The organism is Mesorhizobium sp. M2A.F.Ca.ET.039.01.1.1 (assembly GCF_003998035.1).
Classification (GTDB): domain Bacteria; phylum Pseudomonadota; class Alphaproteobacteria; order Rhizobiales; family Rhizobiaceae; genus Mesorhizobium.
The window spans coordinates 1-12,491 of the sequence record NZ_RZRY01000118.1; the positions used below are offsets into that span (position 1 = coordinate 1).

13 protein-coding genes and 1 pseudogene are annotated in these 12,491 nt (G+C 63.7%); 7 read left to right on the forward strand and 7 right to left on the reverse strand.

Annotation, left to right across the window (positions count from 1 at the left end; all coding sequences use genetic code 11):
• The 3 genes and pseudogenes from fliI to EOA24_RS12055 all read right to left on the reverse strand — a co-directional run.
• Positions 1-327: pseudogene (gene fliI / locus EOA24_RS12045) on the reverse strand (flagellum-specific ATP synthase FliI); the annotation flags it as partial.
• A gap of 4 nt (positions 328-331) precedes the next feature.
• Positions 332-1,054: a flagellar basal-body rod protein FlgF gene (gene flgF / locus EOA24_RS12050; RefSeq protein WP_126081531.1), complete on the reverse strand. Its 723-nt coding sequence runs from the start codon at positions 1,052-1,054 to the stop codon at positions 332-334.
• Positions 1,055-1,058: 4 nt separating this feature from the next.
• On the reverse strand, positions 1,059-2,180 hold the full coding sequence (locus EOA24_RS12055; protein WP_126081532.1) for a DUF1217 domain-containing protein: 1,122 nt from the start codon (positions 2,178-2,180) through the stop codon (positions 1,059-1,061).
• 147 nt (positions 2,181-2,327) lie between these two features.
• On the opposite strand from EOA24_RS12055, the gene motA reads away from it, so the two are divergent.
• From motA to EOA24_RS12085, 6 genes are read left to right on the forward strand one after another with little or no spacing between them, the layout of a single operon-like run.
• Complete coding sequence (gene motA / locus EOA24_RS12060; protein ID WP_042640459.1) at positions 2,328-3,203, forward strand: flagellar motor stator protein MotA; 876 nt, start codon at positions 2,328-2,330, stop codon at positions 3,201-3,203.
• 34 nt (positions 3,204-3,237) lie between these two features.
• Positions 3,238-4,173: a FliM/FliN family flagellar motor switch protein gene (locus EOA24_RS12065; protein ID WP_126081533.1), complete on the forward strand. Its 936-nt coding sequence runs from the start codon at positions 3,238-3,240 to the stop codon at positions 4,171-4,173.
• Positions 4,174-4,203: 30 nt separating this feature from the next.
• The gene (fliN, locus tag EOA24_RS12070) at positions 4,204-4,584 is read left to right on the forward strand and encodes a flagellar motor switch protein FliN (protein WP_126081534.1); all 381 of its coding nucleotides are present in this window, start codon (positions 4,204-4,206) and stop codon (positions 4,582-4,584) included.
• A gap of 43 nt (positions 4,585-4,627) precedes the next feature.
• Positions 4,628-5,650, forward strand: coding sequence for a flagellar motor switch protein FliG (locus EOA24_RS12075; protein WP_126081535.1), 1,023 nt, complete (start codon positions 4,628-4,630; stop codon positions 5,648-5,650).
• A gap of 24 nt (positions 5,651-5,674) precedes the next feature.
• Positions 5,675-6,757: a flagellar biosynthesis protein FlhB gene (gene flhB, locus EOA24_RS12080; protein ID WP_126081536.1), complete on the forward strand. Its 1,083-nt coding sequence runs from the start codon at positions 5,675-5,677 to the stop codon at positions 6,755-6,757.
• 17 nt (positions 6,758-6,774) lie between these two features.
• A complete protein-coding gene (locus EOA24_RS12085) occupies positions 6,775-7,212 on the forward strand; it encodes a hypothetical protein (protein ID WP_042640450.1) in 438 nt (145 codons plus the stop codon).
• Positions 7,213-7,276: 64 nt separating this feature from the next.
• On the opposite strand, the gene EOA24_RS12090 is transcribed toward EOA24_RS12085, so the two are convergent.
• The 4 genes from EOA24_RS12090 to EOA24_RS12105 form a co-directional block, all read right to left on the reverse strand.
• Positions 7,277-8,047 (reverse strand): helix-turn-helix transcriptional regulator, encoded by a 771-nt coding sequence (locus tag EOA24_RS12090; protein WP_126081537.1) that lies wholly within the window; start codon positions 8,045-8,047, stop codon positions 7,277-7,279.
• Positions 8,044-8,754 carry a helix-turn-helix transcriptional regulator gene (locus tag EOA24_RS12095; RefSeq protein ID WP_126059636.1) on the reverse strand — a complete coding sequence of 237 codons (711 nt, stop codon included), beginning with the start codon at positions 8,752-8,754 and terminating at the stop codon, positions 8,044-8,046. Before EOA24_RS12095 ends, EOA24_RS12090 begins: the two co-directional genes overlap by 4 nt.
• A 431-nt stretch (positions 8,755-9,185) precedes the next feature.
• Complete coding sequence (locus EOA24_RS12100; RefSeq protein WP_126059637.1) at positions 9,186-10,217, reverse strand: histone deacetylase family protein; 1,032 nt, start codon at positions 10,215-10,217, stop codon at positions 9,186-9,188.
• A gap of 41 nt (positions 10,218-10,258) precedes the next feature.
• The gene (locus EOA24_RS12105; protein ID WP_126081538.1) at positions 10,259-10,912 is read right to left on the reverse strand and encodes a TetR/AcrR family transcriptional regulator; all 654 of its coding nucleotides are present in this window, start codon (positions 10,910-10,912) and stop codon (positions 10,259-10,261) included.
• A 241-nt stretch (positions 10,913-11,153) separates the two neighbouring features.
• Here EOA24_RS12105 and EOA24_RS12110 point away from each other — a divergent pair.
• A partial coding sequence (locus EOA24_RS12110; protein WP_133374499.1) for an amidohydrolase occupies positions 11,154-12,491 on the forward strand: 1,338 nt, incomplete at its 3' end.

The window sequence follows — 12,491 nt, forward strand, 5'->3', positions numbered from 1 at the left end:
ACGAAAGACGGCGCCGCCGATACCGGCATCGGCGCTGCGCTCGAAGGGAGCTATCACCACCTCGTCGCTGCCGATCTTGACGATCTCGCCGCGTCGCGCGCCGGCCTTGCCGCGCTGCTCGACGATGTCGCCGAGCCTGGCAATCCCGGACAGGCCGCGGACCTTGTAATGCGTCGGCGATATCTCGGCGATGCGGCCGCCGCGCGCAAGCAACGCCTGCGGATCGTCGAACCGGCGCCAGATGCGTTCGAGCGCGGCCAGCCGGTCCGTCCTTCCGGAATTGGCCGGGCTCTCGGAAGCGCGCAACAGGGACGAGCCGGTCGTCATGCCGTCACTTCGAGCCGAGCGTCTTGATGGCGTCGTCGGTGGAGGAATCGGTCTGCCGCATCAGCGCCGCCGTGTTCTCGAAAGCGCGCTGCACTTGGATCAGCCGGGTCATTTCCAGCACCGGGTTTACGTTCGACTCTTCCAGAAACCCTTGTGCGACACCGAGGTCCGAACGATCGGTGACCGGTTCGGGCGTGCGCGCCGGAACGATGCCCGAATTGCCGTAGCGGACGAAATTCTCGCCGGGGTCGAAATTGTAGAGACCGATCGCTCCGACCAGCTGGTCGTTCTGCCTGAGCGAGCCGTCGGCGCCTGCCTTGGGCGGCCCGTTGCGCGGATCGAGCTGGATGGGAGCGCCGCCGCTGTCCAGCACCGGATAGCCTTCGATCGACATCAGCTCGCCGTTCTCGTTCATGGAGAAGCGGCCGTCGCGCGTCATCACCGTGCCGGCGGGCGTATCGATGGCGAACCAGGCGTCGCCCTGGATGGCGAAGTCGAAGGGGTTGCCGGTTTCGGTCAGTGCGCCATGCGCGCCGGAAAGATAGGTATTGCCGGAGGAGGCGAAGGAGACCGACTTCGGCCCGGTGCCCGAGACCACGTCCTCGAACTTCACGCCGGTGGCGCGAAAGCCGATGGTCGAGGCATTGGCGACGTTGTCGGCGATGGTGTCTAGACGGCGCTCGAGCGCGATCTGAGAGGAAAGGGCGACGTAAAGACTGTCCTGCATGATCTCAGAACTTCAATTGCTGCATGGCCAGCATCAGATCCGTGGAGATGCCGACACTGGTGGGCTGCGCGAAGAGCACGCTGACCGACGTCACCGCCGTCGAGGTCGGGTGGGCGACCTCGTACATGCTGGTGAAGCGGGTCAGGAACTTGCTGAGCTTCTCGGGGTCGGTGAAGTCCTTGATGTCGAGCTTCTGCCCGAAGAGCTGCGCCTGCTTGTCGATGTCGGCGGTGGCGAAGGAATCAGGCAGGCCGAGCGCGGTGCGCACCACGCTGGCCAAAGCGGTGTCTGCCAGCACGTCGTACCAGCTGGTGATGTCGGGCGCCTTGCGCTGGAAATAAAGCGCCAGCCGCACGCCCTCGTTGGTCTTGCCGGCATCCTCCTCCAGCGTCTGGCGCATGTAAATGTCGACGGTCGGCTGCTGCGCCTGAACATAGGTGGTGGTGTTTGCGCCGTATTGCTCGAAGTTGAAGGCAGAGGCCAGCCCGGCATAGGCCTTGTTGGTCTGCTGGTTGGCGACGCTGTCGGGATCACGCACGCCGCCTTGCAGGACCGACTTGATCAGGTCCTTGTCCTCGGTTGCTGAATCCAGGCCGTAGGCCGCCAGTGCATAAGTATAGAGCCGGTTGTTCGACATCAGATCGTCGACAGATTTCACCTTGGTGATGTTGGCGAGATAGTAGGTCGTCTCGCCCTTCACATAGTCCGAATTCGGGTCAAGGCCGGCGATCTGGGCCTGGATGGCGTAGTTTTTCGTCACCAGCTGCTGCGCCGGGTTGTAGGCGGTCGCATTGGCGCCGTCCGCCGCGAAATTGAAAGCTTTGACGAACTGGGCATAGCGCTTGTCGGTCAGCTTGTTGGCGAAGCTGTCGGGATCGGAAACGCCTTCCTTCAGCGCCTTGACCATGAAGGCCTTGGCGTAGTCCATGTTCTCCAGCCCGTAGGCCTTCATGGCGTATTTGAACAAGCGATCATTGTTGACGAAATCGTCGATCGATTTCACCTTGGTGATGTTGGCCAGATAGTATTGGGTGTCGCGATCGACCGTCGGCTGCTGCTCGATGCGGGCGATAGACTTGGGGATGTCTTTGGCGATCAACTGGTAGCTGATATAGGTACTGAGCAAGGGCATGCCTCCGGCCGAAGCTATCCCGGAACAATAACGTCACTTCCTTGCGCGAAGCTGAATCGTGTCCGGTGCCCTCGATTCAAGCCTCACACAAGGCACGGGGACTATCCCTGATCCACGACGTGACATGCGGAAGGACCTGCCGTGGGCATTCTGATCGGACTTGTGGTGACGCTCGGCTGCGTTCTCGGCGGCTTCATGGCCATGGGCGGCCATCTGCACGTGCTGCTGCAGCCCTGGGAAGCGGTGGTCATCTGTGGCGCGGCCCTCGGCACCTTCCTGGTCGCCAATCCGATGAAGACGGTCAAGGACACCGGCAAGGGCATTCTCGAGGCCTTCAAGCAGGCGGTGCCGAAGGAGCGCGACTACCTCGAGACGCTGGGCGTCCTGCACAGCCTGATGCGCGAACTGCGCTCGAAATCGCGCAGCGAGGTCGAGGCGCATATCGACAATCCGGAGGAGTCGGCCATCTTCCAGGCTTTCCCGACCGTGCTCAAGAACCATGACCTGACGAATTTCATCTGCGACTATTGCCGCATCATCATCATCGGCAATGCCCGCTCGCACGAGATCGAGGCGCTGATGGATGAAGAGATCCAGACGATCCGCAGCGACAAGCTGAAGGCCTATCACGCGATGGTGGCGGTCGGCGACGGCCTGCCGGCGCTGGGCATCGTGGCTGCCGTGCTCGGCGTGGTGAAGGCGATGGGAGCGCTGGACCAGTCGCCCGAGATCCTCGGCGGCCTGATCGGCGCCGCGCTCGTCGGAACCTTCCTCGGCATCTTCCTGTCCTATGCGGTGGTCGGTCCGGTCGCCACCAAGATCAAGACGGTGCGCGAGAAGAAGAACCGCCTCTACATCATCGTCAAGCAGACGCTGCTTGCGTATATGAACGGCGCCTTGCCGCAGGTGGCGATCGAATTCGGTCGCAAGACCATCTCCTCCTATGAGCGTCCGACGATCGATGCCGTCGAGCAGAGCACCATGAACGCCGGCTCCGCCGAGAAGAAGGCGGCCTGAGCATGCTCGATCCGAGACAGGGCCGCCTGCCGCCATGACCAGTCCGGCCAGTCCGTCAGAAACGCGGGCCTTGATCATCGAGCGTCTCGTCGGCGACAGTGGCGAGGCGGCGCAGGTGATCGGCGTCGGCCGCGGCATGGCCGAACGGGCGGTCCCGGTGCTGCAAAAGGCGCTTGCAAGCGAGCTCGGCGCGCCGGTGACCGTCGACCTGCAGGCGGTGGAGGTCGGCCGCGTTCCCGAGGCGCGTTCGCGCGCCGGCGATGCCTTTGCGCTGACCATCGTTTCGTCGCCGACCTCGGCCGACGCCATGACGCTGGTGATGGATGCGCATGCGGTCGCCGTCATGGTGAGCGCGCTGTTCGGCGGCGATCCCGACCAGCCGGTGGCGCCGATCGAGCGCGACCTGTCGCAGATCGAGGCCGATGTCGCGACCACCGTGTTCCAGGAGGTCGCGACGGCGCTCAACGGATCGGGCCGGCGCTCATTGGATTTGCGTCTGCCGGTGCCTCGCGCAACGTCTGGCGGCGAAGCGAGGCGGCGCATCCTGCGCGACGGCGCCGCAGTCCGCATCGTGTTTGGCATCTCCACGCAGACCGATACCGGCATGATCACGGTCATGATCCCACAGCGCATCCTTCTCTCGACGCGTGGCGCAAACGCCAAAGTCGAGGAAGGCGAGAGCAGCGAATTCGACTGGCGTGCCCGTTTCTCGGAAGAGGTGATGCGCTCGACCGTCCGGCTCGAAGCGACGATGCCGCTCGCCCGGCTGACGCTCGGCGACCTCGCCGCGTTCGAGCCCGGCCAGGTGATAGAATTCGAGGAGAATGCGCAGCTCAACGCCAGACTCAGCGCCCGCGACAAGACATTGTTTGTCTGCGAGTTCGGCAAGCTCGGACAGAACTACACCGTCCGCATCAGCCATCCGCACGATGCCGGGCAGGATTTCATCGACGGACTGATGCCGGGCTGACGCCAGGCCCGGTTTTTATGGAGACGACAGATGGCACAAACCAAGGTGGAAGCCGAACCCGACCAGCCCGACGAACAGCTCGACCGCGCCATCGAGGAACTGCGCGGCGTGCTGCGGGAGGAGGAAAAGCGCCCGGACGACGCCTTTCAGTCGGGCGCCAATTCCTCGATCATCATGACCATTCCGGTCGACGTGCAGATCATCCTCGGCAGCACGGAAATGCCGGTCTCGGAGCTGATGGCGCTGCAGAAGGGCTCCACGGTCGCGCTCAACCGCCGTATCGGCGAGCCGGTCGACGTGGTCGTCAACGGCCGCAGAATAGCGCGCGGCGAGATCACGGTGCTGGAAAGCGATCCGACGCGCTTCGGCATCAGGCTCACCGAGATCATCGCCGCGACGAAGAGCGCCTGAGAATGGTCGGCGGGCGGACCAATCGGCAGCGAGGGCAACACGCATGACGACGGCATTGGCGCTGACACGTCCGCAAAAAGCGGCAGCCATACTGGTGGCCATGGGCAAGCCTGCGGCCAGCCGGCTGCTCAAATTCTTCAAGCAGGATGAGCTGAAGGCGCTGATCGAGGGCGCGCGTCTCTTGCGCACCATCCCGCAGGCCGATCTGGAGCGCATCGTCGCCGAGTTCGAGGCCGAGTTCACCGAGGGTGCGGGCCTGCTCGATTCGGCCGACCGGATGGACACGATCCTCAACGAATCGCTGTCGCCCGAAGAGATGAGCGCCATCATGGGCGAGAAGAAGTTCGAGCCGGTCGCGGAAGGGCCCGCGCCGATCTGGCCGGACGTCGAGAAGCTCGAACCGGCAAGGCTCGGCGCCTTCCTTGCGGGCGAGCATCCGCAGACGTCCGCGATGGTGCTTTCGAAGCTGGCGCCGCAGGCCGCCGCCAATGTTCTGCTCACCATGGAAAAGCCGATGCGCAGCCAGATCATCAAGCGCATGGTGACGATGGCCAACATCCCGGACGCGGCATCCAGGATCGTCGAGAACCAGCTGCGCGTGAGCGTGCTGTCGCAGAAGGCCAGCAGGGACACCACGGCCGGGCAGGAACGCGTCGCCAGCATGCTCAACGAGATGGCGAAGCCGGAACTGGACGACCTGATGCAGGACCTGGAGGAAGCCGGCACGCCCGATCTCGCTGGCGTCAAGTCGCGGCTGTTCGCCTTCGACGATCTGCCGCTGCTGCCGCAGAAAGCCCGGGTTCTGCTCTTCGACGGGCTGTCGACCGAACTCGTCACGCTGGCGCTTCGCGGCGCGTCGCCGGAGCTGGCCGAATCGGCACTGTCGGCGATCGGCGCGCGCTCTCGCCGCATGATCGAATCCGAGCTTGGACAGGGATCGGAAGGCATTGCGCTTGCCGACATCATGGCGGCCCGCAAGAGCATATCGAGCGCCGCCATCCGGCTGTCGCGCGAAGGCGCCTTCGAGCTGCCTTCGATGCAGGCAGCCACCGCCGAAGCCGCCTGACGACAGCCACACGGTCAGAGCGTCATGGCGGAAGCGGTCGACAAGGATTCCAAAACCGAGGAAGCCACAGAAAAGAAGATCCGCGACACGATCGAACAGGGCAAGCTGCCCCATTCGCGCGAGACCGCGATCTTTGCGTCCTTCCTCGCCATCCTGGTTTTCGCGGTCTTCTACGCCAAGGATGCGATCGTCGACCTCGGCATGTTCCTGTCGACCTTCCTGGAAAAGCCGGAAGCTTGGCCGATGGACACCGAGACCGACGTCATCTCGCTCTACAGGCAGGTGATGAGCGAGATCGGCCGCGCCGTCGTCAGCCTGCTCGTGCTCCTGACGGTTGCCGGCATCGGCGCTTCGGTTTTCCAGAACCTGCCGCAGATCGTCGGTGAACGGATCAGGCCGCAGCTGTCGCGCATCTCGATCGCCAAGGGCTGGAGCCGGATGTTCGGCGTGCAGGGCTGGGTCGAATTCCTGAAATCGCTGGCAAAGCTTGGCTTCGCGATCGCGGTGCTGAGCTTCACGCTCTCGCAAGATCATCGCAAGCTGCTCGCCGGCATGATCACCAACCCGGTCTCGTTCGGCCTGGTGATACGCGGCATCTTCGTCGACATTTTGGTGGCGATCGTTTTCGTCATGGGCCTGATCGCGGTGGTCGACATCGTATGGTCGCGTTTCCACTGGCGGCGCGACCTGCGCATGACCAAGCAGGAAGTGAAGGACGAGCTGAAGCAGTCGGAAGGCGATCCGATCGTCAAGTCGCGGTTGCGCTCGCTGGCGCGCGACCGGGCGCGCAAGCGCATGATGACGGCGGTCCCGCGCGCGACGCTGGTGATCGCCAACCCGACGCACTATTCGATCGCGCTGAAATATGTGCGCGGGGAGGATTCCGCTCCCATCGTGCTCGCCAAGGGGCAGGATCTGGTGGCGCTCAAGATCCGCGAGATCGCCAGGGAGAACAACATCCCGATCTTCGAGGACGTGACGCTTGCGCGCTCCATGTACAAGCAAGTTTCGGTTGATAGCGTGATCCCGTCGCAATTCTACCAGGCGGTCGCCGAATTGGTGCGGATCGTCTACTCGAAGAAGGCCTCGCGCAAAGCAACCCAATGAACGGACGCCGCTAATCCATGGACCGGCAACCACACGCCAATTCCCGCGAGCTGATCGTCGCCAGCGCCATCGAGCCTGTTGTGGGCGAGTTGAGGCTGATCGACGTTGCCGACTATATCGCCTTCATCCGGCTCGAGCATTTCGCCTGCCTGTCGGACCTGGTGGATTCGGCGGCCGAGCTTTACTTCCGGCCGGGCACATTGCGGCTCGGCCATGGCGGCGAGGCGCATGTCGACTGGAGCGGCAGTCCGCGCATCGTGCTTGATCTCGAGCTGCGGCCGCGCGGCGTGACGGTCTATTTCCAATTGACGCTGACCGAGCGCGGGCCTTCCGTGGTGGTCAACTACGTGTCGTTCGAGAAGCCCGGCGAGACGCCTGAGCACAACACTGCCTTGCTCGAGGATGCCGTGGAGGAGGCGCGCATCCGCAGGACCGAGCCGCTGGCTTTTCCGTAACGATCTGATTGCAGCCGAGCCAATTTCGCTGCGGCACGTTTACAACGCCGCAGGCTCGGTGTTGCTACTCGATCAGGCCGAGCCGCAGCGCCTTGGCGACCGCCTGGTTGCGGTTGACCGCGTTGAGCTTCTGCGTCGACTGGGTGAGGTACTGGTTGGCGGTGTGCACCGAGAGCTTGAGAAGCTTGGCGATCTCTTCGCTGGTGTTGCCGTTGGCGGTCAGCTTCAGGCATTCGAGCTCGCGCTTGGAGATCGAACGCATCCGGCCGCTGTCGCTGGGGCGGATGCGGGCGACGGCCGCGAAAAGCGCGAAGGAGCGAGCGTGGATCTCGCACAGCATGTCGTCGGATAACGCCATCTCAGAGCCCAGGAAGACGACCAGACCGCATTGACCGCGCTCGGCATGCACGGGAAGCGCGATGCCATTGGTGCCGGGCGCCAGCGGCGCGGTCGGCTCGGCCCAGGCGAGCGACTGGAAGATCTGCCGCGATCCGGCGATGCCGTCGTCGGCCCACCAGCGCGGCGTGGTCGAGATGCGGCTGTGGCGCACCACATCCTCGCCATTGGCGCCGGAGATGAATTTGGTCGCGACCGCGGTGCTCGGATAGTCGGAATCGAAGCACGCTACGAGACGCGCGCGCTCAGGCGAGGGGCTGACGAAATAGAGGCCGAAGGCTGAGGCGTTGATGTCGACCGCGATCCAGCGGCAGCGGCGCACGGCATCCGGAATGGTGGCCGCATGATGCGTCTCCGAGCCCAGCGAGAAGGCGCCGAAGGGATTGCGCTGATCGTTGAAAAGGGCGGCGGCCGCCTCTTTGACCTGTGCGTGCTTCAAATGATGCCGCTCCTGATCGCCGTCGCGATCGCCATCGCGCGGTTCGAGGCCGCGAACTTCTGGATGGCGTGCGTGATGTAGCTGTTGACGGTGTTGGACGAGACGCCGAGGATGACGGCCACCTCGTCGGTGGTCTTGCCTTCCGAAACCCAGAACAGGCATTCGCGCTCGCGGTCCGACAACGGGTCCTGCATGGATGCCGCCGCGATCAACTGCGGAATGCTGGAAAGCGCATAGCAGCATTTGAGCTGCGCCTTCATCAGGGCCGTCAGGTCGATCTTGCCTGCCTCGGCGGCCGAGAACAGCACGAACAGGCGCTGGCGGCCGACATTGAGCCGCAACGAGTAGATTTCGGCATGGCCGAGCACGTCGAGCAGGCGGGCCTCTTCGCCGGTCAGCAATGCGCCGGCGTCGGGCGCGTGCGCCGCCACCAACGGCTTCGGACGCACCCCCGGCGCCACGGTCAGAGGTCCGAGCGCCAGGTTGGCGATCAGCCTTTTGCCGATCAGCTCGATGGCATCGAAGATCCAGTTCGAGGAGACGATGCGCGCGTCGTTGCGGTCCTGGTCATGCACAATGGCGACCAGCATGTAGCTGTCTGCGCCGATGTCGGCTGCAAGCTGCATGAAAAAACCGGTGAGATCGCCGCGGGACGTCAGGTGCGGGCCTGAAGCATCGGGTTGGAGAAGCGCGGCGGGACTGCTCATTTCCAATTCTTGGATTCTTGCCGGAATCGATCCTTGTGCCCGGTGCTGGCGAAGCCGGCGGCCGGACCCGAAACACATCACGTTTACGAAGACACACTCACGGACGCGAACGGCGCCCCAACCGCGCCGAATCCCTCCAGGGAACGCGAAACCGTCCGCGTCTGGTGCCGGCCTGGCGCCGGAACTTGAGACTTTGGGTGGTCGCCGCGCCCCCCGTGGACCGGCTGATTCGGGTCTAATCTACCCGCAGATGAATCCGACATCAAATGCGATTTGACAAAATCGAATCCGGTGGACTCGCGTTGCGACTCAGCGGCCGGTTTTCGCGTTGCTTGGCGGTGATTTCAAAGCTGAATTGAGCCTTTCGCCGCGCGGCTGCAACAAATACGCCCCCGGTTGCATCCGGGGGCGTAGGCCCATTCGGGTGGGGATCAGCGATCCTCGAAGCCGGTCAGCACGCCGACGGCATTGATGCCGATCTCTTCCACGGCGTAGCCGCCTTCCATGACGAACAGCGTCGGCAGGCCGAGCCTGGCGATGCGGCGGCCGATCTTGGGGTAGTCGACGCTCTTCAGCTTGAACTGGCTGATCGGGTCCTTCTCGAAGGTGTCGACGCCGAGCGAGACGATGACGACATCGGGGGCGTAGGCGGTGAGCTTGCCGCAGGCATCCTCCAGCGATGCGCTCCAGCCGTCCCAGTCGGTGCCGAAGGGCATCGGGTAGTTGACGTTGAAACCTTCGCCTTCGCCTTCGCCGCGCTCATCGGCGTGGCCGAGAAAGAAGGGATACTCGACCATCGGGTCGCCATGCAGGTTGAGTACCTGGATATCGCCGCGGCGATAGAAGATCTCCTGCGTGCCGTTGCCGTGGTGGTAGTCGACATCGAGGATCGACACGCGCCTGGCGCCCTGGTCGCGGAACCATTGCGCGACGACGGCGGCGTTGTTGATGAAGCAATAGCCCCCCATGAAGGCGGCACCCGCATGATGGCCGGGCGGGCGGCAAAGCGCGAAGGCGGTGCGCTCGCCGCCCTTGACGAGGGCGGCGGCGGTCAGCGCGACATCATAGGATGACTTGATCGCCGCCCAGGTGCCTTCGACGAAGGTGGCGCCGGCATCGAAGGAATAATAGCCGAGCAGGGCGTCGACGCGCTTCGGCGGAACGTCGCCGCGCAGGCCGCGCGTCGGCCAGGTGAAGCCCATGGCCGAGCCCGTGAAACCGGCGGCGACCCATTCCGGCCAGACCGTCGGCAGGAAATCGATGTAGTGGGCATCATGCACGCGCTTGGCGGCGGCGAGGTCGTGCTCGACCGGTCCGATGATCGGCCCGAGCTTCTCGCTCTCCACCCGCGCCTTGATGAATTCGGCTCGCGACGGTTTCTCGAAGCCGGGCACGATGGCCGATGTGACCAGTTCCATCTGGCCTGAATGACCGGCGTGAAGCGGCGAAAAGACAGTCTTCATGGAATTCCCCTGGAAGTACGAAAACAGTTGGAGGTGCGAAATCAGTCGAGGTTGAGATAGGGGGTCACGAGAGCCAGCCACATGGCTTCCACATCGTCCTCTATGAGGTCGAATGTCTTGCGATCCCGCTTCAGTCCGACAAGCCTGCAGGCGTGCCCGACCTCCATCATCACCAGGCCCAGCCGCTTGGCGGTCTTTTCCTCGAGCGCCGGGTTCACATGCTGCAGCCAGGCTGCGTAGAGGGCGATGATCTCCTTGTCGTATCCATCCTGGATCGGCCTCAGGTCGGCATTGCCGGATATCGCCTCGATCACCGGCATCAGCGTGACGTTGTCGAGATAGAGCCTGGATGTGTCGATGAAGAGCTTGCGCACTTCGCGCTGAAACTCGTCGCGGTTGGTGGGCTGGGCAACTTTGATACGCTTGGCAATCACCTCGGGAAAGGAAGACAGCCAGCGCCTGCCGAGTTCGAGAAGGATGGCTTCCTTGTTGGGGAAATATTGGTAGACCGAACCGACTGATAGGCCGGCGCGCTGCGCGATGGCGAGCGTCGTCGGGGTCTTGGTTCCTTGCTCGCGGGTCAGGATCAGCGCTGCGTCGAGAATCCTGTCGACCACCTTGCTCGACCGTTGCTGCCGTGGCTGCTTGCGCGGCTCGAGCGCTATTTTGGTCTTGCGGTCGAGACTGCGCTTCACTGCTCGTTGCCCCCATTCCCCGCTCGGCCTCACGCGGTGCAGTCCACTATACATGCCAAATTCCGGCTGTTGACAAACGCGAATAAACAGTCGCATTCTTTATCCACGCTGTCTTCAACGATAACAAGGGGAATTTCGAAGACGGCGCATCGGCATCGACTTTGTCCCACGGCGCCGCCCCGGTGGAGCGGCGGCTCGCAGGACTTCGCGCTGTCGGTCCCTCAGCAAATGTGGAGTCGCGATGTCGGTTGGTGGTGCGGATCTGGTGGTCGTCAACGGTCGAGTGCTGACCATGGACGATGACAATCCTGCCGCCGAGGCTATCGCCGTCAAGGACGGCGTCATCATCGCCATCGGCAGCCGCGCTTCCATCGAAGAACTCAAAGGACCGGCGACAAAAATTGTCGACGCCCAGGGCGGCTCGGTGCTGCCGGGTTTCATCGAGGCGCATATGCATCTGTTCGGCGGCGCGGCCGAGCTCGACAATCTGCATCTGGCGGGCGTGCATGGCTTCGACGCGCTGCGCGACGCGATCCAGGATTTCGCCGCGAAGCGCCCGGACGCCAAGCTGCTGATCGGCGCCGGCGTCGACTACGCGATTCTGCCCGAGCCGGTGACGCGCCACGATCTCGACCGCATCATTCCTGACCGGCCCTTCGTCATGTCGGCATCCGACCACCATACGATGTGGGCGAACACCAAGGCGCTGGAAGAGGCCGGCCTGCTGCATGGCAAGGAGGTCGGCCAAGGCAACGAGATCGTCATGGGCGCGGACGGGCTTGCCGCAGGCGAGCTGCGCGAGAGCGAGGCGTTCGGGCCGGTCCTCGACCACTACGGGGCAAATCGCGCGCGGCTTGGCCTGGAGGGAGTCGAGCCGGATCCTCATCCTTCGCCAAGCGAGCTGGCGGCCGATCGCGATCTGATGCATCGCGGGCTTGAATGGTGCGCCAAGCAAGGCATCACATCGATCCAGAACATGGACGGCAACTTCTACCAGCTCGAGCTGCTGGCCGATCTGGAAAAAGAGGGACGGTTGCTTTGCCGCACCAAAATCCCGTTCCACTTCAAGAACTTCATGAAGCTGGACATGCTGGAAAAAGCCTCGCGGATGGCCGCAACCTACAAGTCCGAGTGGCTGTCCTCCGGCATGGTCAAGGTCTTCTATGACGGCGTGCTGGATTCCTGGACCGCGGTGATGGTCGACGACTATGCCGACCGTCCCGGTTGGCGCGGCGAGCCGCTGTTTTCGCCGCAGCATTTCGCCGAGGTCGCGGTCGAGGCCGATAGGCGCGGGTTGCAGATCGCCGTGCATTCGATCGGCGATGGCGCGGTTCGCGCGGTGCTCGACGGCTATCAGGCGGCGGCGAAGAAGAACGGCAGGCGCGACAGCCGCCACCGCGTCGAGCATATCGAGGTGATCACGGCGCCCGACGTGCCGCGCTTCGCCGAACTTGGCGTTCTGGCTTCGATGCAGCCGGCGCATCCGCCGGGGGCGATGAACTTCCCGCTGGAGCCGACGATCTCGCGCATCGGCCGCGACAAGTGGCCGTTGAGCTATGCCTGGCGCACGCTGAAAAAC

Coding starts and splice junctions, on each gene's coding strand:
- flhB (WP_126081536.1), top strand. CDS start 5,675: ATGGCGGAAGCGGTCGACAAGGATTCCAAAACCGAGGAAGCCACAGAA.
- EOA24_RS12095 (WP_126059636.1), bottom strand. CDS start 8,754: ATGAGCAGTCCCGCCGCGCTTCTCCAACCCGATGCTTCAGGCCCGCAC.
- fliN (WP_126081534.1), top strand. CDS start 4,204: ATGGCACAAACCAAGGTGGAAGCCGAACCCGACCAGCCCGACGAACAG.
- EOA24_RS12100 (WP_126059637.1), bottom strand. CDS start 10,217: ATGAAGACTGTCTTTTCGCCGCTTCACGCCGGTCATTCAGGCCAGATG.
- EOA24_RS12075 (WP_126081535.1), top strand. CDS start 4,628: ATGACGACGGCATTGGCGCTGACACGTCCGCAAAAAGCGGCAGCCATA.
- EOA24_RS12065 (WP_126081533.1), top strand. CDS start 3,238: ATGACCAGTCCGGCCAGTCCGTCAGAAACGCGGGCCTTGATCATCGAG.
- EOA24_RS12085 (WP_042640450.1), top strand. CDS start 6,775: ATGGACCGGCAACCACACGCCAATTCCCGCGAGCTGATCGTCGCCAGC.
- flgF (WP_126081531.1), bottom strand. CDS start 1,054: ATGCAGGACAGTCTTTACGTCGCCCTTTCCTCTCAGATCGCGCTCGAG.